The sequence below is a fragment of the Cupriavidus oxalaticus genome, from assembly GCF_004768545.1.
GTDB lineage: Bacteria > Pseudomonadota > Gammaproteobacteria > Burkholderiales > Burkholderiaceae > Cupriavidus > Cupriavidus oxalaticus_A.
In genome coordinates this window covers 3,372,006-3,396,979 of record NZ_CP038635.1, presented here as the reverse complement: position 1 = coordinate 3,396,979, position 24,974 = coordinate 3,372,006, and the positions used below count along the sequence as shown (strand labels likewise).

At 65.2% G+C, this 24,974-nt stretch carries 32 protein-coding genes; 27 read left to right on the top strand and 5 right to left on the bottom strand.

What is annotated here, in order from left to right:
- The 18 genes from rplE to dsbD all read left to right on the top strand — a co-directional run bounded on the left by rplE (position 1) and on the right by dsbD (position 11,059).
- Positions 1-543, top strand: coding sequence for a 50S ribosomal protein L5 (gene rplE, locus E0W60_RS26525; RefSeq protein WP_010812386.1), 543 nt, complete (start codon positions 1-3; stop codon positions 541-543).
- A 9-nt stretch (positions 544-552) separates the two neighbouring features.
- Entirely contained in the window at positions 553-858 is a 306-nt protein-coding gene (gene rpsN, locus E0W60_RS26520) for a 30S ribosomal protein S14 (RefSeq protein ID WP_010812385.1), read from the top strand.
- Between the two features lie 27 nt (positions 859-885).
- A complete protein-coding gene (gene rpsH, locus E0W60_RS26515) occupies positions 886-1,281 on the top strand; it encodes a 30S ribosomal protein S8 (RefSeq protein WP_010812384.1) in 396 nt (131 codons plus the stop codon).
- Positions 1,282-1,291: 10 nt separating this feature from the next.
- Positions 1,292-1,825, top strand: coding sequence for a 50S ribosomal protein L6 (gene rplF / locus E0W60_RS26510; RefSeq protein ID WP_133093429.1), 534 nt, complete (start codon positions 1,292-1,294; stop codon positions 1,823-1,825).
- Between the two features lie 11 nt (positions 1,826-1,836).
- Positions 1,837-2,193: a 50S ribosomal protein L18 gene (gene rplR, locus E0W60_RS26505; protein WP_010812382.1), complete on the top strand. Its 357-nt coding sequence runs from the start codon at positions 1,837-1,839 to the stop codon at positions 2,191-2,193.
- Positions 2,194-2,214: 21 nt separating this feature from the next.
- Positions 2,215-2,733 carry a 30S ribosomal protein S5 gene (rpsE, locus tag E0W60_RS26500; RefSeq protein ID WP_006160449.1) on the top strand — a complete coding sequence of 173 codons (519 nt, stop codon included), beginning with the start codon at positions 2,215-2,217 and terminating at the stop codon, positions 2,731-2,733.
- Between the two features lie 10 nt (positions 2,734-2,743).
- Positions 2,744-2,926 carry a 50S ribosomal protein L30 gene (gene rpmD / locus E0W60_RS26495; RefSeq protein ID WP_010812381.1) on the top strand — a complete coding sequence of 61 codons (183 nt, stop codon included), beginning with the start codon at positions 2,744-2,746 and terminating at the stop codon, positions 2,924-2,926.
- Between the two features lie 19 nt (positions 2,927-2,945).
- Positions 2,946-3,380: a 50S ribosomal protein L15 gene (gene rplO, locus E0W60_RS26490; RefSeq protein ID WP_063241272.1), complete on the top strand. Its 435-nt coding sequence runs from the start codon at positions 2,946-2,948 to the stop codon at positions 3,378-3,380.
- Positions 3,381-3,424: 44 nt separating this feature from the next.
- Positions 3,425-4,768 carry a preprotein translocase subunit SecY gene (gene secY / locus E0W60_RS26485; protein WP_029047589.1) on the top strand — a complete coding sequence of 448 codons (1,344 nt, stop codon included), beginning with the start codon at positions 3,425-3,427 and terminating at the stop codon, positions 4,766-4,768.
- A gap of 23 nt (positions 4,769-4,791) precedes the next feature.
- Entirely contained in the window at positions 4,792-5,010 is a 219-nt protein-coding gene (gene infA / locus E0W60_RS26480) for a translation initiation factor IF-1 (protein WP_116320343.1), read from the top strand.
- 30 nt (positions 5,011-5,040) lie between these two features.
- Positions 5,041-5,157: a 50S ribosomal protein L36 gene (rpmJ, locus tag E0W60_RS26475; RefSeq protein WP_008642959.1), complete on the top strand. Its 117-nt coding sequence runs from the start codon at positions 5,041-5,043 to the stop codon at positions 5,155-5,157.
- Between the two features lie 19 nt (positions 5,158-5,176).
- On the top strand, positions 5,177-5,542 hold the full coding sequence (rpsM, locus tag E0W60_RS26470) for a 30S ribosomal protein S13 (protein WP_008642961.1): 366 nt from the start codon (positions 5,177-5,179) through the stop codon (positions 5,540-5,542).
- A 24-nt stretch (positions 5,543-5,566) separates the two neighbouring features.
- The gene (gene rpsK, locus E0W60_RS26465) at positions 5,567-5,965 is read left to right on the top strand and encodes a 30S ribosomal protein S11 (protein WP_010812376.1); all 399 of its coding nucleotides are present in this window, start codon (positions 5,567-5,569) and stop codon (positions 5,963-5,965) included.
- Between the two features lie 301 nt (positions 5,966-6,266).
- Positions 6,267-6,890: a 30S ribosomal protein S4 gene (rpsD, locus tag E0W60_RS26460; RefSeq protein ID WP_133093430.1), complete on the top strand. Its 624-nt coding sequence runs from the start codon at positions 6,267-6,269 to the stop codon at positions 6,888-6,890.
- A 168-nt stretch (positions 6,891-7,058) separates the two neighbouring features.
- Positions 7,059-8,039, top strand: a complete 981-nt coding sequence (locus E0W60_RS26455) for a DNA-directed RNA polymerase subunit alpha (RefSeq protein ID WP_010812374.1) — start codon at positions 7,059-7,061, stop codon at positions 8,037-8,039.
- 137 nt (positions 8,040-8,176) lie between these two features.
- Positions 8,177-8,572 (top strand): 50S ribosomal protein L17, encoded by a 396-nt coding sequence (gene rplQ, locus E0W60_RS26450; protein WP_010812373.1) that lies wholly within the window; start codon positions 8,177-8,179, stop codon positions 8,570-8,572.
- A 137-nt stretch (positions 8,573-8,709) separates the two neighbouring features.
- A complete protein-coding gene (cutA, locus tag E0W60_RS26445; RefSeq protein ID WP_135706073.1) occupies positions 8,710-9,075 on the top strand; it encodes a divalent-cation tolerance protein CutA in 366 nt (121 codons plus the stop codon).
- A 73-nt stretch (positions 9,076-9,148) separates the two neighbouring features.
- Positions 9,149-11,059 carry a protein-disulfide reductase DsbD gene (gene dsbD / locus E0W60_RS26440; protein WP_135706072.1) on the top strand — a complete coding sequence of 637 codons (1,911 nt, stop codon included), beginning with the start codon at positions 9,149-9,151 and terminating at the stop codon, positions 11,057-11,059.
- A gap of 18 nt (positions 11,060-11,077) precedes the next feature.
- Here dsbD and E0W60_RS26435 read toward each other — a convergent pair whose 3' ends face one another.
- From E0W60_RS26435 to yihA, 3 genes are all read right to left on the bottom strand, one after another.
- The gene (locus tag E0W60_RS26435; protein ID WP_135706071.1) at positions 11,078-12,295 is read right to left on the bottom strand and encodes a magnesium transporter CorA family protein; all 1,218 of its coding nucleotides are present in this window, start codon (positions 12,293-12,295) and stop codon (positions 11,078-11,080) included.
- A 47-nt stretch (positions 12,296-12,342) separates the two neighbouring features.
- Positions 12,343-13,335: a porphobilinogen synthase gene (hemB, locus tag E0W60_RS26430; protein WP_063241266.1), complete on the bottom strand. Its 993-nt coding sequence runs from the start codon at positions 13,333-13,335 to the stop codon at positions 12,343-12,345.
- Between the two features lie 268 nt (positions 13,336-13,603).
- Complete coding sequence (gene yihA / locus E0W60_RS26425) at positions 13,604-14,317, bottom strand: ribosome biogenesis GTP-binding protein YihA/YsxC (RefSeq protein WP_135706070.1); 714 nt, start codon at positions 14,315-14,317, stop codon at positions 13,604-13,606.
- A gap of 508 nt (positions 14,318-14,825) precedes the next feature.
- On the opposite strand from yihA, the gene E0W60_RS26420 reads away from it, so the two are divergent.
- The 8 genes from E0W60_RS26420 (at position 14,826) to msrQ (ending at position 22,899) form a co-directional block, all read left to right on the top strand.
- Positions 14,826-15,485 carry a c-type cytochrome gene (locus E0W60_RS26420; RefSeq protein WP_133093435.1) on the top strand — a complete coding sequence of 220 codons (660 nt, stop codon included), beginning with the start codon at positions 14,826-14,828 and terminating at the stop codon, positions 15,483-15,485.
- Positions 15,486-15,654: 169 nt separating this feature from the next.
- Positions 15,655-17,844, top strand: coding sequence for a cytochrome c biogenesis protein ResB (locus tag E0W60_RS26415; RefSeq protein ID WP_135706069.1), 2,190 nt, complete (start codon positions 15,655-15,657; stop codon positions 17,842-17,844).
- 15 nt (positions 17,845-17,859) lie between these two features.
- A complete protein-coding gene (ccsB, locus tag E0W60_RS26410) occupies positions 17,860-19,080 on the top strand; it encodes a c-type cytochrome biogenesis protein CcsB (RefSeq protein WP_133093437.1) in 1,221 nt (406 codons plus the stop codon).
- Between the two features lie 161 nt (positions 19,081-19,241).
- A complete protein-coding gene (locus tag E0W60_RS26405; RefSeq protein WP_133093438.1) occupies positions 19,242-19,685 on the top strand; it encodes a COG4315 family predicted lipoprotein in 444 nt (147 codons plus the stop codon).
- Between the two features lie 38 nt (positions 19,686-19,723).
- Positions 19,724-20,263 carry an RNA polymerase sigma factor gene (locus E0W60_RS26400; protein WP_133093439.1) on the top strand — a complete coding sequence of 180 codons (540 nt, stop codon included), beginning with the start codon at positions 19,724-19,726 and terminating at the stop codon, positions 20,261-20,263.
- On the top strand, positions 20,260-21,099 hold the full coding sequence (locus tag E0W60_RS26395) for an anti-sigma factor family protein (RefSeq protein ID WP_135706068.1): 840 nt from the start codon (positions 20,260-20,262) through the stop codon (positions 21,097-21,099). Before E0W60_RS26400 ends, E0W60_RS26395 begins: the two co-directional genes overlap by 4 nt.
- A 109-nt stretch (positions 21,100-21,208) precedes the next feature.
- Positions 21,209-22,210: a protein-methionine-sulfoxide reductase catalytic subunit MsrP gene (msrP, locus tag E0W60_RS26390; RefSeq protein ID WP_135706067.1), complete on the top strand. Its 1,002-nt coding sequence runs from the start codon at positions 21,209-21,211 to the stop codon at positions 22,208-22,210.
- The gene (gene msrQ / locus E0W60_RS26385; protein ID WP_133093442.1) at positions 22,210-22,899 is read left to right on the top strand and encodes a protein-methionine-sulfoxide reductase heme-binding subunit MsrQ; all 690 of its coding nucleotides are present in this window, start codon (positions 22,210-22,212) and stop codon (positions 22,897-22,899) included. Before msrP ends, msrQ begins: the two co-directional genes overlap by 1 nt.
- 48 nt (positions 22,900-22,947) lie before the next feature.
- Here msrQ and lysA read toward each other — a convergent pair whose 3' ends face one another.
- Complete coding sequence (gene lysA, locus E0W60_RS26380; protein ID WP_135706066.1) at positions 22,948-24,207, bottom strand: diaminopimelate decarboxylase; 1,260 nt, start codon at positions 24,205-24,207, stop codon at positions 22,948-22,950.
- Between the two features lie 2 nt (positions 24,208-24,209).
- Entirely contained in the window at positions 24,210-24,437 is a 228-nt protein-coding gene (locus E0W60_RS26375; RefSeq protein WP_133093444.1) for a hypothetical protein, read from the bottom strand.
- A gap of 166 nt (positions 24,438-24,603) precedes the next feature.
- On the opposite strand from E0W60_RS26375, the gene cyaY reads away from it, so the two are divergent.
- Positions 24,604-24,939, top strand: coding sequence for an iron donor protein CyaY (gene cyaY / locus E0W60_RS26370; RefSeq protein ID WP_135706065.1), 336 nt, complete (start codon positions 24,604-24,606; stop codon positions 24,937-24,939).
- The last annotated feature ends 35 nt before the right edge of the window (positions 24,940-24,974 follow it).

The window sequence follows — 24,974 nt, the reverse complement described above, 5'->3', positions numbered from 1 at the left end:
ATGGCAGCACGTCTGCAAGAGTTTTACAAAGAACAGGTTGTGCCGAAGCTGATCGAACAGTTCGGCTACAAGTCGGTCATGGAAGTGCCGCGCATCACCAAGATCACCCTGAACATGGGCCTTGGCGAAGCGATCAATGACAAGAAGATCATTGAAAACGCCGTCGGCGACCTGACCAAGATCGCCGGTCAGAAGCCGGTCGTGACGAAGGCCAAGAAGGCCATCGCCGGCTTCAAGATCCGCCAGGGCTACCCCATCGGTGCGATGGTGACCCTGCGCGGCGAGCGCATGTTCGAATTCCTCGATCGTTTCGTCACCGTGGCCCTGCCGCGCGTGCGTGACTTCCGTGGTGTGTCGGGCCGTTCGTTTGACGGTCGTGGCAACTACAACATCGGTGTGAAAGAGCAGATCATTTTCCCCGAAATCGAGTACGACAAGATCGACGCACTGCGTGGTCTGAACATCAGCATCACGACGACGGCAAAGAACGACGAGGAAGCCAAGGCACTCCTCGGTGCGTTCAAGTTCCCGTTCCGCAATTAAGGGGTAACCGTGGCTAAACTGGCTCTGATTGAACGTGAGAAGAAGCGCGCCAAGCTGGTGGCGAAGTACGCCGCCAAGCGCGCCAACCTCAAGGCCATTATCGACGACCAAGAGAAGTCGGAAGAAGAGCGTTACAGCGCGCGTCTCGAGCTGCAACAGCTCCCGCGCAACGCGAACCCGACTCGCCAGCGCAATCGCTGCGCGATCACCGGTCGTCCCCGCGGTACCTTCCGCAAGTTTGGCCTGGCGCGTAACAAGATCCGCGAAATCGCCTTCAAGGGCGAAATCCCGGGTCTGACGAAAGCCAGCTGGTAATTACGCACAGGCTACAGGAGAAACAGTATGAGCATGAGCGATCCTATCGCCGATATGCTGACGCGCATCCGCAACGCCCAGGGCGTGCAGAAGGCGTCGGTTGTCATGCCGTCGTCGAAGCTGAAAGTGGCAATCGCCAAGGTCCTGAAGGACGAAGGCTACATCGACGATTACGCCGTCCAGGAAGATGGCGGCAAGGCACAACTGAGCATCGGCCTGAAGTACTACGCCGGCCGTCCGGTGATCGAGCGCATCGAGCGCGTCTCGAAGCCCGGCCTGCGCGTGTACAAGGGCCGCAGCGACATCCCGCAAGTGATGAACGGCCTGGGTGTGGCGATCATCTCGACCCCGCAGGGTCTGATGACCGACCGCAAGGCTCGCGCCACCGGCGTGGGCGGCGAAGTTCTCTGCTACGTCGCTTAAGGAGAGAACCATGTCCCGTGTAGGTAAGGCTCCCATCGCGCTCCCCAAGGGCGCGGAAGTGAACGTGGCAGCTGGCGTGCTCTCCGTGAAGGGTCCGCTGGGTACGCTGTCGCAACCGATTCACAGCCTGGTCAAGGTCAATGTCGAGAACGACACGCTGACCTTCTCGCCGGCTGACGAGTCGCGTGAAGCAAACGCCCTGCAAGGCACCATGCGCGCCCTGGCGGCGAACATGGTCAAGGGCGTGACCACCGGTTTCGAGCGCAAGCTGAACCTCGTTGGCGTGGGCTACCGTGCCCAGCTGCAAGGCGCTGCGCTGAAGCTCCAGCTTGGTTTCTCGCACGACGTGATCCATGAGATGCCGGAAGGCGTGAAGGCGGAAACGCCGACGCAGACCGAGATCATCATCAAGGGTGCGGACAAGCAGAAAGTCGGTCAGGTTGCCGCGGAAGTCCGCGCGTACCGCCCGCCCGAGCCCTACAAGGGCAAGGGTGTGCGCTACAGCGACGAGCGCGTCATCCTGAAGGAAACCAAGAAGAAGTAAGGGGTGCAATGATGAACAAGAAAGACGCTCGTTTGCGCCGTGCACGTCAGACCCGCGCCAAGATCGCGGAGATGAAAGTCAATCGTCTGACCGTGTTCCGTACGAATTCGCATATTTACGCCCAGGTCTTCTCCGAGTGCGGCACCAAGGTGCTGGCTTCGGCTTCGACCGCAGAGGTGGAAGTGCGCAAGGAACTGGATGGCAAGGGCGCTACCGCCGCTGCCGCCACCGTGGTTGGCAAGCGCATCGCCGAGAAGGCGAAGGCTGCCGGCGTGGAAACCGTCGCGTTCGATCGCGCCGGCTTCCGTTTCCATGGCCGCGTGAAGGCCCTGGCAGACGCCGCCCGCGAAGCCGGCCTGAAGTTCTAAGCGCATAGAGAGAGATACGTCATGGCAAAGATGCAAGCAAAAGTCCAACAGGACGAACGCGACGACGGCCTCCGCGAGAAGATGATCTCGGTCAACCGTGTCACCAAGGTGGTGAAGGGTGGCCGGATTCTCGGTTTCGCAGCGCTGACCGTGGTTGGTGACGGCGATGGCCGCATCGGCATGGGCAAGGGCAAGGCCAAGGAAGTGCCGGTTGCTGTTCAGAAGGCAATGGACGAAGCCCGTCGCAAGATGGTCAAGGTCTCGCTGAAGAACGGCACGCTGCAACACGAAGTCGTTGGCAAGCACGGCGCCGCCAAGGTGCTGATGATGCCCGCCAAGGAAGGTACCGGCGTGATCGCCGGCGGCCCGATGCGCGCGATCTTCGAAGTGATGGGCGTCACCAACGTGGTGACCAAGTCGCACGGCTCCACCAACCCGTACAACATGGTTCGCGCCACGCTGGACGGCCTTCAGAAGATGAGCACGCCGGGCGAAATCGCCGCGAAGCGTGGCAAGTCGGTCGAAGACATCCTGGGTTAAGGTGAACGCAATGTCGCAGAAAACCGTAAAAGTGCAACTCGTGCGCAGCCTGATCGGCACGCGCGAGGATCATCGCGCCACCGTTCGTGGCCTGGGCCTGCGCCGCATCAACTCGGTGTCGGAGCTGCAGGACACGCCCGCCGTGCGCGGCATGATCAACAAGGTCTCGTACCTGGTGAAGGTTCTGGCCTGATCGGGACTTGGAGAGCAAGATGCAACTGAACAACCTGAAACCGGCTGCCGGTTCGAAGCACGCCAAGCGTCGCGTCGGCCGCGGTATCGGCTCCGGCCTGGGCAAGACTGCCGGTCGCGGTCACAAGGGTCAGAAGTCGCGTTCGGGCGGCTTCCACAAGGTGGGTTTCGAAGGCGGTCAAATGCCGCTGTATCGTCGCCTGCCGAAGCGCGGCTTCACCTCGCTGACCAAGGCGTTCACCGCCGAAGTCACGCTGCGTGACATCGAGCGCCTGGAAGCGGCCGAAGTCGACCTGCTGGTTCTGAAGCAGGCTGGCCTGGTCAGCGACCTGGTCAAGAGCGCCAAGGTCATCAAGGCCGGCGAGCTGACCCGCAAGGTGACGATCAAGGGTCTGGGCGCCACCGCTGGCGCCAAGGCCGCGATCGAAGCCGCTGGCGGCCAGATCGCAGCCTGACAAGGCATTTATCGCAGCATAGGCAGTTATAGTCGGAGCATCGTTTGGCCACGGCGAAACCCAATGCAAGCGCGCAAGCCAGGAACACGGCGAAGTACGGCGACCTCAAGCGCCGGCTGATGTTTCTGGTGCTGGCCCTGATCGTGTACCGCATCGGCGCTCATATTCCGGTGCCCGGTATCGATCCGGAGCAGCTTGCGAAGCTTTTCCAGAGTCAGTCGGGTGGCATCCTCGGGATGTTCAACCTGTTCTCGGGCGGGGCGCTGTCGCGCTTTACCGTCTTCGCGCTCGGCATCATGCCGTACATCTCGGCGTCGATCATCATGCAGTTGCTGACGATCGTGCTGCCGCAGCTGGAGTCGCTGAAGAAGGAAGGGCAGGCAGGCCAGCGCAAGATCACGCAGTACACGCGCTACGGCACCGTGGTCCTGGCCACGTTCCAGGCGCTGTCGATTGCGGTGGCGCTGGAGTCGCAGCCGGGGCTGGTGCTGGATCCTGGCCTGATGTTCCGGGCCACGGCGGTGATCACGCTGGTGACCGGTACGATGTTCCTGATGTGGCTGGGTGAGCAGATCACCGAGCGGGGTCTGGGCAACGGCATCTCGATCATCATCTTCGGCGGTATCGCGGCGGGCCTGCCCAACGCGATCGGCGGACTGTTCGAACTGGTCCGCACGGGTTCCATGAGCATCATCGCGGCGATCTTCATCGTGGCGATCGTGATCGGTGTGACCTTCGCAGTGGTGTTCGTCGAGCGTGGCCAGCGCAAGATCCTGGTGAACTATGCCAAGCGTCAGGTCGGCAACAAGGTGTACGGCGGACAGTCGTCGCACCTGCCGCTGAAGCTGAACATGGCAGGGGTGATTCCGCCGATCTTCGCGTCGTCGATCATCCTGTTCCCGGCAACGATCGCGGGCTGGTTCACGTCTGACGCGACTGGATCGGTGGGCGGGTTCATCAAGGACCTGGCTGCCACGCTGTCGCCGGGCCAGCCGGTCTACATCCTGCTGTACGCTGCTGCGATTGTATTTTTCTGCTTCTTCTACACGGCCCTGGTCTACAACAGCCGTGAAGTGGCAGACAACCTGAAGAAAAGCGGTGCCTTCATTCCGGGCATTCGTCCGGGCGAGCAGACGACGCGCTATATCGACAAGATCCTGGTGCGTTTGACGCTGGCTGGTGCGATCTACATCACACTGGTCTGCCTGTTGCCGGAATTCCTGGTGCTGCGCTGGAACGTTCCGTTCTATTTCGGCGGAACCTCCCTGCTGATCATCGTGGTCGTCACGATGGACTTCATGGCCCAGGTTCAGTCCTATGTCATGTCGCAGCAGTATGAGTCGCTGCTGAAGAAGGCGAATTTCAAGGGTAATCTGACCTTGCGCTGACTTCGGATCGGTACAGGCTAGGTATGGCAAAAGACGACGTCATCCAGATGCAGGGCCAGGTCCTGGAGAACCTGCCCAATGCGACGTTCCGAGTCAAGCTGGAGAATGGCCATGTAGTGCTGGGCCACATCTCCGGCAAGATGAGAATGAACTACATCCGGATTCTTCCGGGTGACAAGGTGACGGTCGAGCTGACCCCATATGATCTGTCGCGCGCACGAATCGTCTTCCGGACGAAGTGAGCGAACAGGAATTGAAGGAAGAGGAAAATTATGAAAGTGCTGGCTTCTGTTAAGCGCATTTGCCGCAACTGCAAAATCATCAAGCGCAACGGTGTCGTGCGCGTGATCTGCTCGTCGGATCCCCGCCACAAGCAACGCCAAGGCTAATCGGAAAGAGGATTGACGAATGGCACGTATCGCAGGGGTTAACATCCCGAACCACAAGCATACCGAAATCGGCCTGACCGCCATTTACGGTATCGGCCGCTCGCGCGCCCGCAAGATTTGCGAGGCCACCGGTGTACCGTTTGACAAGAAGGTCAAGGATCTGACCGACGCCGACCTGGAAAAGCTTCGTGACGAAGTGGGCAAGGTCACGGTCGAGGGTGACCTGCGTCGTGAAACCACGATGAACATCAAGCGTCTGATGGACCTTGGTTGCTATCGTGGCATGCGTCACCGCAAGGGCCTGCCCATGCGCGGTCAGCGTACCCGTACCAACGCACGTACCCGCAAGGGTCCGCGCAAGGCCGGCGTGGCTCTGAAGAAGTAAAGCCGAAGGCAGAGGAAGAAACTAATGGCAAAAGGTCCGAATAACGCCGCTCGCGCGCGTAAGAAGGTCAAGAAGAACGTTGCCGACGGCATTGCGCACGTCCACGCCTCGTTCAACAACACCATCATCACGATCACCGACCGTCAGGGCAATGCCCTGTCGTGGGCGACCGCCGGTGGCCAGGGCTTCAAGGGTTCGCGCAAGTCGACCCCGTTCGCTGCCCAGGTTGCTGCCGAGAACGCCGGCCGCGTGGCGCAAGACCAGGGCATCAAGAACCTGGAAGTGCGCATCAAGGGCCCTGGCCCTGGCCGTGAGTCGGCTGTCCGCGCGCTGAACGCGCTGGGCATCAAGATCGCGATCATCGAAGACGTCACGCCGATTCCGCACAACGGCTGCCGTCCGCCGAAGCGCCGCCGCATCTAAGCGATGGCGTGTCCGAGCTCGGTGGGTTTACCTGCCGGTTTCGGATATGGTAGTATCGTGCGTTGACCTGCTGCATTTGATGCGGCAGGTTTTCGTTTTGCATCGAGGGAATGTCGCATAAAGCACATTTCGGTGTCGATGCACTGTAAATGCTTTCAGCGTCGTATCCCGGCCCCAACAGGCCAGGTCGCGCTTCATAAGCCCACCGTCCGTCACGGTCTTCCCGGGTTTCCGGGAGGTACTGCGTTGGCGGACTCGCGGCGCGTCAAGAAGGCGCCGTGATCGATCAAAGGAAGACAACGTGGCACGTTATACCGGCCCGAAGGCCAAACTTTCCCGCCGTGAAGGCACCGACCTGTTCCTGAAGAGCTCGCGCCGCTCGCTGGCCGACAAGTGCAAGCTGGACAGCAAGCCGGGCCAGCATGGCCGCACCTCGGGTGCACGCACCTCGGACTACGGCAACCAGCTGCGCGAAAAGCAGAAGGTCAAGCGCATCTACGGCGTGCTCGAGCGCCAGTTCCGCCGCTACTTCGCCGAAGCCGATCGCCGCAAGGGCAACACCGGCGAAAACCTGCTGCAACTGCTGGAATCGCGCCTGGACAACGTGGTGTACCGCATGGGCTTCGGCTCGACCCGCGCTGAAGCGCGCCAGCTGGTTTCGCACAAGGCGATCCTGGTGAACGGTCAGACCCTGAACGTGCCGTCGGCCCAGATCAAGTCGGGCGACATCATCGCCATCCGCGAGCAGTCGAAGAAGCAAGTCCGTATCGCCGAAGCGCTGTCGCTGGCCGAGCAGTCGGGCTTCCCGACCTGGGTTGCCGTGGATGCCAAGAAATTCGAAGGTACCTTCAAGCAAGTTCCGGATCGCGCCGATATCTCTGGCGACATCAACGAAAGCCTGATCGTCGAACTGTACTCGCGTTAATCCGCGAGGCAGACGGCCCAGCGCTTGCGTTCTCCGCAAAGCTTCTCTTTCAGCCCGACGCGCGCTACGCGCGGTCGGGCTTCGCCCATCGTTACGATGGGTATTTTCAGGTTCCAAACGTCAGCCTTATCGGTGTAACGAGCCGAGGGTATTGAAAAGGACAACCTAATGCAAACAGCACTCCTCAAGCCAAAAATCATCGCCGTCGAGCCTCTGGGCGACCATCACGCCAAAGTCGTGATGGAGCCGTTCGAGCGCGGCTACGGCCATACGCTCGGTAACGCCCTGCGTCGCGTGCTGCTGTCGTCGATGGTCGGCTATGCCCCGACCGAAGTCACGATCGCTGGGGTGGTCCACGAGTATTCCACCATCGACGGCGTGCAGGAAGATGTCGTCAACCTGCTGCTCAACCTGAAGGGCGTGGTGTTCAAGCTGCACAACCGTGATGAAGTCACGGTGTCGCTGCGCAAGGATGGCGAAGGCGTTGTCACGGCTGCCGATATCGAGCTGCCGCACGACGTCGAGATCATCAACCCGAACCACGTGATCGCCCACCTGTCGGCCGGCGGCAAGCTGGACATGCAGATCAAGGTCGAGCAGGGCCGTGGCTACGTGCCGGGCAACGTGCGCAAGTTCGGCGACGAGTCGGGCAAGGTCATCGGCCGCATCGTGCTGGACGCCTCGTTCTCGCCGGTGCGCCGCGTGTCGTACGCCGTTGAATCCGCTCGCGTGGAGCAGCGTACCGATCTGGACAAGCTGGTGATGAACATCGAAACCGATGGCGTGATCTCGCCCGAGGAAGCGATCCGCCAGTCGGCCCGCATCCTGGTCGACCAGCTGTCCGTGTTCGCCGCGCTGGAAGGCACCGAGTCGGCAGCCGAGGCTGCTTCGAGCCGCACGCCGCAGATCGATCCGATCCTGCTGCGCCCGGTCGACGACCTGGAGCTGACAGTGCGTTCGGCCAACTGCCTGAAGGCCGAGAACATCTACTACATCGGCGACCTGATCCAGCGTACCGAGAACGAGCTGCTGAAGACCCCGAACCTGGGTCGCAAGTCGCTCAACGAGATCAAGGAAGTCCTCGCCTCGCGTGGCCTGACCCTCGGCATGAAGCTCGAGAACTGGCCGCCCGCAGGTCTGGAAAAGTAATTGTGGCGCGGGGGCGTTAGCCCCTGCACCGCGGTAACCGCCCTGGCTTCGGCCGGGGCTCGTATGACTACCGGCCCGCGTCCGCCCGTATCGGACGATAGAAGAGCTGGTCAAACACTTAACTGAAAGGAATCATCATGCGTCACCGTCATGGTCTGCGGAAACTGAACCGCACCTCGTCGCACCGCCTCGCGATGCTGCGCAACATGTCCAACTCGCTGTTCCAGCACGAGCTGATCAAGACCACCGTGCCCAAGGCCAAGGAACTGCGCAAGGTCGTCGAGCCGCTGATCACGCTGGCCAAGAAGGACACCGTTGCCAACCGCCGCCTGGCCTTCGCCCGCCTGCGCGACCGCGACATGGTCACCAAGCTGTTCACCGAACTGGGCCCGCGCTACGCCACCCGCCCGGGCGGCTACACGCGTATCCTGAAGTTCGGCTTCCGTCAGGGCGACAATGCGCCGATGGCGCTGGTCGAACTGGTGGATCGCCCGGAAATCACCGAAGCCCCGGCCGAAGAAGCCGCGGAATAAGTGCGTTTCCTGCCCGCTGCCGTCGTGAGACGGTTCCGGGCACACCGCTTACAATCGAGCCAGGCATCCGCCTGGCTCTTTTGTTTTGGGCGCCAGCCGCCCGTGCCACCCTTGCCAGCCGTACCAGGAGAGTGCCGATGCCCGATGCCAGCAAGTCACCCGACCCCGCGGAGGTGCTCGTGGTGATCACCAATACCCCTGATGCCGAGACGGCAGCGCGGCTGTCCCGGACAGTGCTGGAGGCGCGCGCGGCGGCCTGCGTGAACCGTCTGGCCCCGGTGGAATCCGAGTACTGGTGGCAAGGCGTGCTGGAGCAGGCGCGCGAATGGCCGCTGCTGATCAAGACCACGCGCGCGCGCTACGCTGCACTCGAGGCCGTGATCCGGCAACATCACCCCTATGACGTGCCGGAGATCATCGCCGTGCCGGTGACGGCGGGCTTTGCACCGTACCTGGCGTGGGTTGGCAGCGAGACGGATACCGGCGCGCAGGCGGCGGGATAATGGACGAAGGGGGCTGCCGCGCAGCAGTGGGTACGGCAGGGCCCATCGGCCAGGACAGACAGGAAACAGCTTCATGAACATCGGTTTGGCACTTCCGGAGCGGGCACGCGGGCTGGTTCAGGCGCGGCATATTGCCGCAGGCCTGCTGGCGGTACTGGCCTGGCTTTGCCTGGCTGGTGCGGCGCTGGCGGCAACGGAGGACGACTTCCTGCCGCCGGAGCAAGCCTTCCGCTTCGCCGCGCGCCAGATCGACGACAACACCGTGGAGGTGCGTTTCGATGTCGCGCCCGGCTACTACATGTACCGGGAGCGATTCGCCTTTGCGACGGAGCCTGCCGCCGTGAAGCTCGGCACGCCGGACCTCCCGCACGGCAAGGTCAAGTTCGACGACACCTTCGGCAAGGAGATGGAGACGTACCGGGACAGCGTGACCATCCGCGTGCCGGTGGCGGCGGCGCCGGCGGACGGCAAGTGGACGCTGACGGTCACCTCGCAGGGCTGCGCCGACAAGGGCCTGTGCTATCCACCGATGGAAAGCGTCTACAAGGTCGGTGGCACCGGCCTGGCCGACCTGTTCGGCAAGCGCGGGCGCTCCGATGCGACCGCTGCCGCCCCGCTGCAGGCCCAGCCAGCCCAGCCGGCTGCCGCCGCATCGCTGCGTGCCGACGACTCCGACCGCATCGCCGGCGCGCTGGCGAGCCGCAACATGGGCCTGATCGCGGCGCTCTTCTTCGGCCTGGGCCTGCTGCTGACCTTCACGCCGTGCGTGCTGCCGATGGTGCCGATCCTGTCGTCGATCGTCATCGGCGAGCATGTCACGCGCAGCCGTGCGCTGGTGGTGTCGCTGGCCTATGTACTGGGCATGGCGGTGGTGTACACCGCCGTCGGCGTGGCTGCAGGGCTGCTGGGCGAAGGCCTGTCGGCCGCGCTGCAGACGCCATGGGTGCTGGGCCTGTTCGCCGCGCTGATGGTGGCGCTGGCACTGTCGATGTTCGGCCTGTACGAGCTGCAGCTGCCGCAGCGCTGGCAGGCGCGGCTGACGGAATCGTCCAACCGCCGCCAGGGTGGTCAGGTGGCTGGCGCGGCAGCGATGGGCGCGATCTCCGCGCTGATCGTCGGGCCCTGCGTGACCGCGCCGCTGGCGGGGGCGCTGGCCTATATCGCGCAGACGCGCGATGCGGTCATCGGTGGCGCAGCGCTGTTTGCGATGGCGATCGGCATGGGCGTGCCGCTGGTGCTGGTGGGCGTGGGTGCGGGCAACCTGCTGCCGCGCGCAGGCCGCTGGATGGAGGTGACCAAGCGCTTCTTCGGCTTCCTGCTGCTGGGGGTGGCGTTGTGGATGCTCGGGCCGGTGCTGCCGGCATGGACGACGATGCTGCTTTTGGCGGCATTGCTGCTGGTGGCCGCGGTGTTCCTCGGCGCCTTTGACGGGCTCGGGGCCGATCCGCGCAACCTGGCGCGCGTGGGCAAGGGGCTTGGTGTCTTGTTCGCGATCGCCGCGGCCATCGTGCTGATCGGCGTGGCGTCGGGCGGGCGCGATCCGCTGCAGCCGTTGTCGCACCTGAGCGCAGGCCGCGGTGGTGTGGAAAGCGCGGGCGCCGCTCAGGCGGTGCGCTTCGAGCGCGTGCGCAGCGTCGCGGAACTGGATGCCCGCGTGGCGCAGGCCGCCGCGGCCGGCAAGCCGGTGCTGCTCGATTTTTATGCCGACTGGTGCGTCAGCTGCAAGGAAATGGAGCGCATGACCTTCGTCGACCCGCGCGTGCGCGCGCGGCTGTCCGAGATCGTGCTGCTGCAGGCGGATGTGACCGCCAACAATGCCGACGACAAGGCGCTGCTCAAGCGCTTCGGGCTGTTCGGGCCGCCGGGGATCATCCTGTTCGGATCGGATGGACGCGAGCGGCCGGTGCGGGTGATTGGCTACCAGTCGGCCAACCGCTTCCTGGAGAGCCTGGAGCGCGCCTTCGGCAAGCGCACCAGCACCTGAGGCGTACCTGCGCCTGCGCTAGTGCTCCAGCTGCCGCGCCACGGCCCACAGCGCGCCCAGCACCACCACCACCGCCCCCATCAGGCCGATCGACCACCAGAATCCGTCCGGCGCCTGCAGCCAGGGCATGCGCTCGAAATTCATGCCGAAGATGCCGGTGATCAGCGTCAGCGGCATGAACAGCGCCGTGATCAGCGTCAGCATGCGCATGGTGCGGTTGGTGCGGTGGGCCACCGCCGAAAAGTGGATCTGCACCGCCGACTCGATTGAATCCTCCAGCCGCCGCGCATGCGCGAGCACGCGCTGGATATGTTCCATCACGTCGTTGATGCGCACCAGCAACAGTTCGTCGCGACCCGGGACATCTACCGGGGTGCCGTGCTGGTCGCTGCTGTAGCGGTTGTCGAGCAGGCTGTCGCGGAATTCCTGCAGCGCGTCGCGCTGTTCCTCGCTCAGGTGCTCCAGCTTGCGCAGCTGGATGCGCGCGTCGAGCAGCCCCTCCCAACTGGAAAAACTGCGGCGCGAGTTCAGCAGCGCGCGCTGCCAGCGGTCGAGCTGGCGCGTCAGCGGGGCGCGCAGTTCCAGATAGCGGTCCACCATCGCATTGAGCAGGCGCAGCATCAGATCCTCGGGCCGGTTGGGCGGGCGCACGCCGTGCAGCAGCGTCTGGCCGTTGCCGCGCGCGGGCGACGCCTGCGGCCGCGGCGCCTGGCAGAGCTCGAGCAGGCGCTGGCGCACCTGGTCGACGGTGCGCGACGGGCCGTTGCGTACCGTGACCAGCAGCGTATCGAAGACGAAGAACGTGACCGGCTGCGTATCGATTTTGGCCAGTGCGGGCAGGAAGCCGGGCGGATACCGGCGCGCACGCGCCGTCGTCGCATCGCCAGACGCTCTGGGCGCATTGGCCGGCGTTGCCTCCTGCGGCTCGGCCTCGGCGATCGCGCGGCTGGTCTCGAAGGTCAGCTTGCGGAAGATCACCATGTCATACGCGTTGGTCGTGTCGAAATACGACGGATGCGCGGCATTGGTGGCGTCGGCCAGGTGCAGGTCGAGGACCGAAGCGCCGGCGAGCTGGCGCACGTTCTCGCGCCAGGCGTCCGGGGCAGCCGTGACTTCCTCGGTGGAAAAGTCCGCCCAGACGAACAGCGCGGCGGCATTGCCGCCGAGGAAGCTGGCCGCTTCGGTCAGCGAGGCGAGCGGGTGTACCTGGCTGGCCGAGAAGCCGAGCAGTTCCATAGGCGCTTGGGTTCCCACAGAGCGATAGAGCGATCGTGCGATGCAGGTCAGGCGGCCAGCAGGCGCGCGGCGTCGCGTGCGAAATAGGTCAGGATGCCGTCGGCGCCGGCGCGGCGGAAGGCCAGCAGCGATTCCATCATGACCTTGTCGTGGTCGAGCCAGCCGTTCTGCGCGGCGGCCTTCAGCATCGCGTACTCGCCGCTGACCTGGTAGACGTAGGTCGGGAAGCGGAACTCGTCCTTCACGCGGCGCACGATATCGAGGTAAGGCATGCCGGGCTTGACCATCACCATGTCGGCGCCTTCGAGGATGTCCTGCGCCACTTCGCGCAGCGCTTCGTCGGTGTTGGCCGGGTCCATCTGGTAGGTCATCTTGTTGCCCTTGCCCAGGTTGGCGGCCGAGCCCACTGCATCGCGGAAGGGGCCGTAGAAGGCCGATGCGTACTTGGCCGAGTAGGCCATGATGCGGGTATGGATGTGGCCGTTGTCTTCCAGCGCCGTGCGCACCGCGCCGATGCGGCCGTCCATCATGTCGGACGGGGCCACGATATCGACGCCCGCGTCGGCCTGGGCCAGCGCCTGGCGCACCAGGATCTCCACGGTGGTGTCGTTGATGACGTAGCCGTTTTCATCCAGCACGCCGTCCTGGCCGTGGCTGGTGTAGGGGTCGAGCGCAACGTCGCAGAGCACGCCGAGTTCGGGAAAGCGGTCTTTCAGCGCCCGCACCGCGCGCGGCACCAGGCCGTCGGGATTGATGGCCTCGATGCCATCGGGCGTTTTCAGCGAGGGGTCGATCACCGGGAACAGCGCGAGCACCGGGATGCCGAGCTTGACGCAATCTTCGGCCACCGGCATCAGCAGGTCCACGGAGACCCGCTCGACGCCCGGCATCGACGCCACGGACTGGCGCTGGTTCTGGCCGTCGAGGATGAACACCGGGTAGATCAGGTTGTCCGGCGACAGGCGATGTTCGCGCATCATGCGGCGGGAGAAATCGTCGCGGCGCATGCGGCGCGGGCGGTACTCGGGGAAGGTCGACATGGCAGGCTTCTTGTGCTGGAGACGGGACAGAAATGTCCAATTTGCCAGCCGGCAAGCACTGCGCGCGCGGCGCAAAGTTGCCGGCTGAAGAAAAACTAAACTTTTATGCGTGCCCGCCATCATACTCGCGGACACTATGTGCGTTGCGCTTGCGTGGCGCGGTGTCCCCCGCTACTCCTCCCTGAGCGGGTACCCGCCCCAGCGGCGGGAAAGTTCGCCCCCGTTGCTTGCAACGGGGCTTTTTTTGCGCGCTGGCTACGCTGCGGCGTTATGCCGCAGGGTCTGTGGTGGCAGGAGGTTCAGCCGCCGTTGGTGCCGTGGCACCGTCCTGCGCCGCGTTCTTCTGCGCTTCCGGCAGGTTGAGCCAGCCGGCGATCACGCCCTGCGCTTCTTCGATGCCGCGACGCTTGAGGCTCGAAAACAGCTGTGCGGTCAGGGGCACCGGCGTTTCCAGCTGCTCTGCGTAGCCCTGCAGCATCTTGCGCGTCTCGCGCAGCGCCTTGGCGTTCTCGCTGTTGGTGAGCTTGTCGGCTTTGGTCAGCAGAACGTGGATCGGCTTGCCGGTGGGCAGGAACCACTCGACCATCTGGCAATCGAGATCGGTGAACGGACGGCGCGCATCCATCATCAGGATCAGTCCCGAGAGTTGCGGCCGCGTCTGCACGTAGTCGCTGAGCAGGCCCTGCCAGTGGTATTTGGCCGAGCCCGACACCTCTGCATAACCGTAGCCCGGCAGGTCGACCAGGAATGCCTGCGGGTCCGGTGCCTTGACCGGGGCCACCGTGAAATAGTTGATGTGCTGCGTGCGCCCGGGCGTGCGCGAGGAAAACGCCAGCCGCTTCTGGTTGCACAGGATGTTGATGGCGGTGGACTTGCCGGCGTTGGAGCGGCCGGCGAACGCTACTTCGGGCACGGCCGTGGCGGGCAGGTCGCGCAGGTGGTTGACGGTAATGAAGAAGCGGGCCTGGTGGAGTAGGGACATGCGCTGGAGAGGTAGGGCGGGGCGCCGCGCGGCGCGCATTGGCGCGGCCGTGGCCGGGGTACCGCCAGGGGTGGGCAGGGCTGCGGCCGGGGCCGCTCGCCGGGCTTTGATCTGGCGCAGCCCGCGGCCGGTTCAACACGGCACAGCAGGGCGCAAGGCATCAATCCGGCACATAACTTATTGTACAATACGCCGGTTTACGGTCTCCTGACCGGGTGACGCGCGACATCCTTTGCCGCGTGGCTCGGCTGCCGTTGTCCGGACGGGAAGCCTCGTTGTGTCGTCCTATCGTGGGCACGGCCTTGTTTCGCATCACGCGTTGCACCTCGGGTGCCGCGGCGGCGGAGCAGGGGCTGGCGGAGGTCTGCCGCCAGGCAAACCGCAGCGGATCGGTCATCCGCGCGGGTCGCCCCGATGTCAGGCCTTTGCCCCGGCGCGTCCTCACCGCCGGCAGAGTGCCGGTCGGCATGCATCACGGTATCCAAAACAATTCAGAGAAGGTGTGCGAATGAACCGCATTGCGAAGATTCTGGGTGTCCTGGCACTGGCCGTTCCTGCAGCCGCCCTTTCCGGACTGGCATCTGCCGCAGAGCAGGCCGCCGCGAAGGCCGACCCGGCCAAGGGTGAGACGCTGTACACGCAAGGCGCCCCCGATCGCAATGTGCCTGCCTGCCTGAGCTGCCACGGCGCAGCCGGCAACAGCGCGGCCGCCGCCAACCCCAAGCTGGCCGCCCAGCATCCGGAATACGTCCACAAGCAACTGGCCGATTTCAAGTCCAAGGCGCGCAACAACGCGATCATGGTGCCGATGGCATCGGTGCTGACCGACGACGAAATGCGCAACATCGGCGCCTACCTGGCCAAGCAGCCGATCAAGCCGGCCACCGCCAAGAACAAGAACACGATCGAGGAAGGCCAGAAGATCTACCGTGGCGGCATCGCCGCCAAGGGCGTGCCGGCCTGCGCCGCCTGCCATGGCCCCACCGGCGCCGGCATTCCGGCCCAGTATCCGCGTATCGGCGGACAGTGGTCGGAATACACCGAGGCACAGCTGGTGGCGTTCCGCCAGGGCACCCGCAAGAATAATTCGGTCATGACGACCATCGCTGCCAAGATGTCGGATGCCGAGATCAAGGCGGTGGCGGACTACGTCGCCGGCGTCCGGTAACGACGTTAGCGCAGTACGCTGGCGCCGCCGGGCGCCGGCGCTTCGGCGTGCAGCCCGCGCGGCATGCAACCGAACGCGCCTGTCAAAATCGAAAAGGGTGGCCTGCTCGTTCAAGCAAGTCCACCCTTTTTCATTTCAAAGCAGCATGTTGTCTTAGGTGTCACTGCACATGTCGACCGCTTCCACTTCAGGGCTGCACCTGAAGACCTCTCACCGCGTGTTGCGCGACGTGGTCGAATTGTTGTCCTCGATGCGCTTCGCGATCGCGCTACTGACGGTGATCTCCATCGCCAGCGTGATCGGTACCGTGCTCAAGCAGAATGAGCCGTATCCGAACTACGTCAACCAGTTCGGTCCGTTCTGGGCCGATGTGTTCCATACGCTATCGCTGCAGAAGGTCTACGGCTCGTGGTGGTTCCTGCTGATCCTGGCCTTCCTGGTGGTGTCCACCACGCTCTGCCTGGTGCGCAACACCCCCAAGATGATCGGGGACATGCGCTCATGGAAGGACCATGTGCGCGAGCGCAGCCTGCGCGCCTTCCATCATCGCGGCGAGTTCGACGGCGCGCGCGCGCGCACCGAGGCGGTCGGCAGGCTGTCGGCGCTGCTGCGCAACCGCGGCTACCGCATCAAGGCCGTCGACCATGACGGCGCCACGCTGCTGGCGGGCAAGGCGGGGGCCGCCAACAAGGTCGGCTATATCCTGGCGCATACCGCCATCGTGGTGATCTGCATCGGCGGCCTGCTCGATGGCGACATGCTGATCCGCGCGCAGATGTGGCTGGGTGGCAAGACCCCGATCAGCGGCAACGCGGTGATCAGCGAGATCCCGCCGCAGCACCGGCTGCCGGCGACCAACCCCGGTTTCCGCGGCAATGCCTATGTGCCCGAGGGGCAGACCGTGTCCACGGCCATCCTGAACGTCGCCGACGGCGCGCTGGTGCAGGACCTGCCGTTTGCGCTGACGCTCAAGAAGTTCTCGATCGACTTCTACGAGACCGGCATGCCCAAGCTGTTCGCCTCGGACGTGATCGTCACCGACCGCGTCACCGGCAAGCAGACCGAGGCCACCATCAAGGTGAACGAGCCGTTGATCGTCGACGGCATCGCCATCTACCAGTCCAGCTTCGAAGATGGCGGCTCGCGCCTGAAGTTCGTCGGCTACCCGATGCAGGGCACCGCTCGTGGCACCTTTGCCATCAATGGTGCCGTGGGCGGCAATGCGCCGCTGAAGGGCACCGGCACCGGCGCGGACAACGAAGGCGTGACGGTCGAGTTCAGCGACTTCCGGCTGATGAATATCGAGAACGTCACCGATGCCTCGGGCAAGCCTGACGCACGCGGCGTCGCGCGCAAATCGCTGAACGAGACGCTGGAAAAGCACCTGGGTGCCGCGGCCAGCGCCGACCGCGCCAAGACGCTGCGCAACGTAGGCCCGTCCGTGCAGTACAAGCTGCGCGATCGCACCGGGCAGGCGCGCGAGTACAACAACTACATGGTGCCGGTGCAGATGGACGGGCAGTCGGTGTTCCTGGCCGGCATGCGCGAATCGCCGAGCGAGCAGTTCCGCTACCTGCGCATTCCCGCCGACGACCAGGGCAGCGTTGCCGACTGGATGCGCCTGCGCGCCGCGTTGCAGGACCGCGCGCTTCGGGGCGAGGCCGCCCGCCGCTTTGCGCTGGCGTCGATGCCGGGAGACGACAAGGCCGACCTGCGCCGCCAGCTTGCCGAAAGCGCACTGCGCGCGCTCGACCTGTTTGCGGGCGCCACGCGCCCGACGCCGGACTCGCCCCCGGGCGGCTTCACCGCAATCGCGGCATTCCTGGAAAAGTCGGTGCCGCAGGCCGAGCAGCAGAAGGCCGCCGACGTCCTGCTGAAGATACTGAATGGCTCGATGTGGGAGCTGTGGCAGCTGGCGCGCGCCCAGGACAAGCTGCCGGTGGTGCCAAACAGCGCACAGAGCGGCACCTTCCTGCAGCAGGCGATCAGTGCGCTGTCAGACAGTTTTTTCTACGGCGCACCGGTATTCCTGCAACTTGACGAGTTCAAGGAGATCAAGGCCAGCGTGTTCCAGATGACCCGTGCGCCGGGCAAGAACATCGTGTATCTTGGCTGTCTGCTGCTGACACTGGGGGTGTTCGCGATGTTCTATATCCGCGAGCGCCGCGTCTGGATCTGGATCAAGGACAAGCCCGCCGAGGGAGACGCCGTGCCGTCCAGCAGCCATGTACTGATGGCGATGTCGACCCAGCGCCGCACGATGGATTTCGAAAAGGAATTCACGGCACTGCGCGACGACATCGGCCGTGCTGCCGGCGGGACCCCCGCGGAAACGCCACATCAAAACGGCAGCGATTAAACGAGCAGGTACGCTATGTCTTCAAATCTGAATCCCGGCGACCAAACCATGCGCGGCGCCACGCAAGCCACGCGCGCCACGCCTGCCCCTGGGGGCGCCGGCGACGAGGCCTATCTCGAACCTTCCTTCCTGCGCCGGCTGACGTGGGTGGATTGGCTGTTCGCGCTGGCGCTGGCCGTCGGCGCGGGCGTTGCGCTGTCGCGATACGGGCAGTGGATGGATGGCTACGACAAGGCGGTGCTGATCGGCGCCGTGCCTACCTTTGCACTGCTCGGCTGGCACTGGAAGGCGGTACGTCCGCTGATGCTGGGGCTGACGGTGCTGTCGCTGTTCGCGATCCAGCTCTACCAGGGCCAGCTCGCGCGTGCGGACCAGGCGTTCTTCCTCAAGTACTTCCTGTCGAGCCAGTCGGCCATCCTGTGGATGAGCGCGCTGGTGTTCCTGTCCACGCTGTTCTACTGGGTCGGGCTGGCCACACGCTCGAACACCGGCTACAGCATCGGCAGCAAGCTGTGCTGGGGCGCGATCGTGCTGGGCTTCACCGGCATGCTGGTGCGCTGGTACGAGTCGTACCTGATCGGCACCGACATCGGCCATATCCCCATCTCGAACCTGTATGAAGTGTTCGTGCTGTTCACGCTGATCACTTCGCTGTTCTACCTGTACTACGAAGGCCGCTACGGCACGCGCGCGCTGGGACCGTTCGTGATGCTGGTGGTATCGGCCGCGGTGGGTTTCCTGCTGTGGTACACGGTCACCCGCAACGCGCAGGAAATCCAGCCGCTGGTGCCTGCGCTGCAGAGCTGGTGGATGAAGATCCACGTGCCGGCCAACTTCATCGGCTACGGCACCTTTGCGCTGGCGGCGATGGTGTCGGTCGCATACCTGCTCAAGCAGCGCGGCATCCTGGCAGAACGGCTGCCGTCGCTGGAGCTGCTCGACGACGTGATGTACAAGGCCATCGCGGTCGGGTTTGCCTTCTTCACCATCGCCACCATCCTCGGCGCGCTGTGGGCGGCAGAAGCCTGGGGCGGTTACTGGAGCTGGGATCCGAAGGAGACCTGGGCACTGATCGTGTGGCTGAACTACGCGGCGTGGCTGCACATGCGGCTGATGAAGGGGCTGCGCGGGACGGTGGCTGCGTGGTGGGCGCTGGTCGGACTGCTGGTGACGACCTTTGCGTTTCTCGGCGTCAACATGTTCCTGTCTGGCCTGCATAGCTACGGCGAACTCTGACCGCCACTTACGACGCACCATGGTGCGATGCAAGAAAACCTGCCTCCGGGCAGGTTTTTTTTCGACTTTTTTACAAGGTGACGGAATAAAGGCATCACATCCGGTGTTTACTGTAGGAGCGGTGCCGGCTGGCGGCACCGGTTAGCATGGAGAACAAGATCATGGCACGTGTGCGTCTTACCTCTGCAGCATCCCTCGTTCGTCCCGCCGCGCTGGCGCTCGGCTGCGCGGCTGTCCTGCTCGCCGGCTGTTCCGGCATGGGCATGGGCATGGGCGGCAGCAGCGCCGGCACCATGCCGCCCACGGTGAAGGTGACCGGTGGCGTGCTGACTGACCCGCAGGGCCTGACGCTGTACACCTTCGACCGCGACACCGCCAACAGCGGCAAGAGCGCCTGCAACGGCCCCTGCGCCACCAACTGGCCGCCGCTGATGGCCGCGCCAGGCACCAACGCGTCGGGCCAATACACCATCATCACGCGCGATGACGGCGGCAAGCAGTGGGCCTATCGCGGCATGCCGCTGTACCGCTTTGCCAAGGACGCCAAGCCTGGCGACAAGACCGGCGACAACCTCAACAACGTCTGGCACGTCGCCAAGCCCTGATGGGCTGATGCCCCGGACGTACTGAAGCAAGCCACGGCATGGAAGGCTTTGAAGGCCAGCTCGTCGCGCTGGCGCCGCGGCTGCGGCGCCACGCGCGCGGCCTCACCGGCGACTCGGCGCAGGCCGACGACCTGGTGCAGGACACGCTCGAGCGCGCGCTGCGCTACCGCTGGCGCTTCCGCCTGCGCCCCGGCGCCTGGTGGGGCGACGGCGCCGACGGCCTGTTGCCGTGGCTGCTGACCCTGATGCACCGGCTGCGCCTGAACAGCTTGCGCCGCAAGGACCTGGTGGTGGCCACCGATACCCTGCCCGAGGTCAGCGCGCCCGCGGCCGACCCCGGCCTGCGCCGCGATCTGCTGCAGGCGCTGGCGCAGCTGCCCGAAGCCCAGCGCGCGGTGCTGCTGCTGGTCAGCCTGGAACAACTGACTTATGCCGAGGCGGCGCGCGTGCTCGACATCCCGCAAGGCACGGTGATGTCGCGCCTGGCGCGTGCGCGCGAGCAGATGCGGCGGCTGCTCGACGGCGGTGCCCCCGCCCAGCCGATACCTGCCGCCAGCTCACTGCAGCGGGTGAAATGATGTCCGCGATCCACGAAGCCGATCTCCATGCCTACGCCGATGGCCAGCTGTCTGGCGCGCGCCGCGCCGCGGTGGAAGCGTACCTGGCGCAGCACCCGGATGCAGCGGCGCAGGTCGCCGCGTGGCGCCGCCAGGCCGATGCGCTGCACGGCATGCTGGATCCCGTATTGAACGAGCCGGTGCCGATGGCCGCGCTGCCGCCCGCCCTGCATGGCGAGCCGCGCCAGGCCGGGCGCCGCCGCGCGCCGCGCTGGACCATGGCGCTGGCCGCGAGCTGTGCCTCGGTGGCATTGCTGGCGCTCGGGGGCGCGCTCGGCTGGATGGCCCACGATCGCATGGACACCACCACCACCGTGGCGATGGCACCCGGCGAGCGCTTTGCGCGCGAGGCGCTTGCCACGCATGTGGTGTACGCGCCGGAAATGCGCCACCCGGTGGAAGTCGCCGCCAGCGACGAGGCGCACCTGATCGCGTGGTTGTCCAAGCGCCTCGGCATGGCGCTGCAAGTGCCCGACCTGCGCGCGCAGGGCTTCCACCTGATCGGCGGACGGCTGGGCGTGGCCGAAGGCGGCCCGTCGGCCATCCTGATGTACGAAGCGGACGACGGCACGCGCCTGTCGCTGCAGTTGCGGCGCATGGCGCAAGGCACGCCCGACACCGGCTTCCGCGTCGAACGCATGGCGCGCGAAGGTTCTCGGCGGCCGGCTCCAGGCCCGGCGCCGATGGCGTTCTACTGGATCGACCGCGACCTCGGCTTTGCGCTGGCCGGGCCGCTGGAGCGCGCCCGGCTGCTGACGCTGGCGCAGGCGGTCTACCAGCAATACCAGGGCGGCTAGCCCCTGGCGTGGTGACTACGCCGCATCGAAAAAATCTGTCAGGACTGGCCCGCACGCCACGACCAAGCACTGAGTCCAACCCTGCAAGCGCCAGGCAACGAGGAAAACCATGTTGATTCCTTCCCCCAAATGGCTCCGCGGCGGCGATATCGCCGCCGACGAGATCACCCCCCGCGATGTCTTCGAGTCGCGCCGCCGCATGCTCGCGCTGGCCGCTGCAGGTGCCGCCGGCGCCACGCTGGCGCCATGGTTTGCCCGCAACGCCTGGGCGCAGGGACAGCACGGCCCGAAGCTGGCGGCCACGCCCAACAACGCCTACGTCGTGACCGAGAAGCGGACGCCCTATGAGGACGTGACCAACTACAACAACTTCTACGAGTTCGGCACCGACAAGTCCGACCCGGCCCGCAACGCCGGCACGCTGCGCCCGCGCCCGTGGCAGGTGTCGGTGGAAGGGCTGGTGAAGAAGCCCAAGGTCTACGATCTCGATGAGCTGATGAAAGTCGCGGCGATGGAGGAGCGTGTCTACCGCCTGCGCTGCGTCGAAGGATGGTCGATGGTGATCCCCTGGATCGGCTATCCGCTGGCCGAGCTGATCAAGCGCGTCGAGCCGCAACCCGGCGCGAAATACGTGCAGTTCATCACGCTCGCCGACAAGAAGCAGATGCCCGGCGTCAGCAGCAGCGTGCTCGACTGGCCCTACAGCGAAGGCCTGCGCATGGACGAGGCGATGCACCCGCTGGCGCTGCTGACCTTCGGCCTGTACGGCGAGGTGCTGCCCAACCAGAACGGCGCGCCGGTGCGCATGGTGGTGCCGTGGAAATACGGCTTCAAGAGCGCCAAGTCGATCGTGAAGATCCGCTTTGTCGACAAGCAGCCGCCCACCAGCTGGAACCTGGCGGCGCCGCAGGAATACGGCTTCTATTCCAATGTGAACCCCGACGTCGACCACCCGCGCTGGAGCCAGGCGACCGAGCGCCGCATCGGCGAGGACCGCGGCGGCGGTTTCGGCGCGCTGTTCGCGCCCAAGCGCAAGACGCTGCCGTTCAACGGCTACGGCCAGCAGGTGGCATCGCTGTACCAGGGCATGGACCTGAAGAAGAACTTCTGATGCCGGGTGAACGCATGGCCTCCACTTCCAACGCAGTGACCGCCGCGGGCGGCGTGGCGCGCAAGCCGGCCGGCCTGGCTGCCTTGTCGCCGCAGCGCGTGCGCGCCATCAAGATCGTACTGTGGCTGCTGGCCCTGTTGCCGTTCATCCGCCTGCTTTACCTGGGCGCAACCGGGCAATATGGCGCCAACCCGCTGGAATTCGTCACCCGTTCCACCGGCACCTGGACCCTGGTGATGCTGTGCCTGACGCTGGCGATCACGCCGCTGCGCCGGCTGACCGGCTGGAACTGGCTGATCAGGCTGCGCCGCATGCTGGGTTTGTTTGCGTTCTTCTATGGGGTGCAGCACTTCCTGCTGTGGATCGGCGTGGATCGCGGCTTCGACCTGGCCTACATGATCAAGGACGTGTACAAGCGCCCCTTCATTACGGTGGGGTTCACGGCCTTCATGCTGATGGTGCCGCTGGCGTTGACGTCGACCAACGGCATGGTGCGCCGCCTGGGCGGCAAGCGCTGGCAGGCGCTGCACAGGCTGGTCTATGCGACCGCCGTGCTGGCGATCCTGCACTACTGGTGGCACAAGGCGGGCAAGAACGACTTCGGCGAAGTCTCCATCTATGCCGCGGTGATGTTCGTGCTGCTGGGGATGCGGGTCTGGTGGTGGGCGCGCAAGGGCAGGGCTGCCTGATGAACTGCAGCACCGCAGCCGGCCCCATAGCCGGCTGCGCTGCGCAGATCAGTCCTGCAGCAGGCGCTCGTCGCGGAACAGGTCTTCGACCAGTTCGCGCTCGCGCACCAGGTGCACGCGGGCGCCGTCCACCATCACTTCGGCGGCGCGCGGGCGGGTGTTGTAGTTCGAGCTCATGGTGAAGCCGTACGCGCCCGCGGACATGACCGCCAGCAGGTCGCCCGGCTGCACCGACAGCGCGCGGTCGCGGCCAAGCCAGTCGCCCGACTCGCACACCGGCCCGACGATGTCGTAGGTCACCATCGCAGCGTCGCGCAGCGCGACCGGCTCGATGCGGTGGTACGCCTCGTACATCGCGGGGCGGGCCAGGTCGTTCATCGCCGCATCGACGATGCAGAAATTCTTGGCTTCGCCAGGCTTGAGGAATTCCACCTGCGTCAGCAGCACGCCGGCATTGCCCACCAGCGAACGGCCCGGCTCGAACAGCACCTCGCGGTGGCCGTGGCCTCGCGCGGCCACGCGTTCCAGCAGCGTGGTGGCAAAGCCGGTGATGTCGGGCGGGGTCTCGTCGGTATAGGTGATGCCGAGGCCGCCGCCCACGTCGATGTGCTCGAGGTTGATACCCTCGCGCTCGAGCGCCTCGACCACGTCCAGCACCTTGTCCAGCGCTTCCAGGTAGGGCTCGACCTCGGTGATCTGCGAGCCGATATGGCAGTCGATGCCGGTCACTTCCAGGTGCGGCAGCGCGGCCGCGGCGCGGTAGGTCGGCAGCACGTCCTCGAAGGCGATGCCGAACTTGTTACCCTTCAGGCCGGTGGAAATATACGGATGGGTCTTGGCGTCGACATCCGGGTTGATGCGCAGCGACACCCGGGCGCGCTTGCCGATACGGCCGGCAACCTCGTTCAGGCGGTCCAGCTCAGGGATCGACTCGACATTGAAGCAGCGTACGTCGTGCGCCAGCGCCAGTTCCATCTCCGCCGCGCTTTTGCCCACGCCCGAGAACACCACCTTGCGTGCGTCGCCGCCGGCGGCCAGCACGCGCTTGAGTTCGCCGCCCGAGACGATGTCAAACCCCGCCCCCAGCCTGGCGAACACTTGCAGCACGGCCAGGTTGGAGTTGGCCTTCATGGCGTACTGGACCTGCGCCTTGCGGCCCTGGCAGGCGGCGGCGTAGGCCTGGTACGCGGCGGTCAGCGCCGCGCGCGAATAGACATAGGTGGGCGTGCCGAACTCAGCGGCGATCTGCGCCAGCGGCACCTGCTCGACGGCAAGCGCACCGTCCTGGCGATGGAAAAAAGCGGTCATGGTTATCGGGTAGTGGGGGCGGCGGGCGACGATGCCGGCTGGCTGGCCGGAGCCTGCGCCGGAAGGGGCACCGCGTCGGTACGGCCCAGGCCGGGATCGGCCGCGGTGGGCGCAGTCGGCTCGGGCGGTACCTTGGGCATGGTCAGCGGCCCGCGGATGCCGCATCCGCCCAGCAGGGGCATCGCAAGGGTGGCGGCAAACGCCGATACAATCGCAACACGACGCAGCATCGGTTGTCCCATCGGTCGTCCTTTAGGCTGTTGGCATGACGTTGGCGGAGTCCGGCGCGGCCGGATCGCCGAGGCGCTGCGCAACATGAATTCTCAACAAAAAAGCCGTTCGCGCCACGTACGCCCGGTCCGGGCAGCGGCGGCAACGGCGGTCTCGGAGTTTAGCATGCCCCCCTTGAGCGAAAGCGAGTTCCTGGCCCTGGCCACCGAGGAACTGGACCGCATCGAAGCCGCGGTCGAAGCGGCCGCCGACGCGGCCGATGCCGATGTGGAAATCAGCCGCACCGGCAACGTGATGGAACTGGAGTTCGAGAACGGCTCCAAGATCATCATCAACAGCCAGGCGCCGATGCAGGAACTGTGGGTGGCGGCGCGCTCCGGCGGCTTCCACTTCCGCCGCGACGGCGAGCGCTGGGTCGACACGCGCAATGGCGGCGAACTGTACGCGGCGCTGTCGGGCTATGTGAGCGAGCAGGCCGGCGCCATCCTCAAGCTGGGCTGAAGCAAAGCACGCGTTGCGCAAAGAAAAAGCCGGCC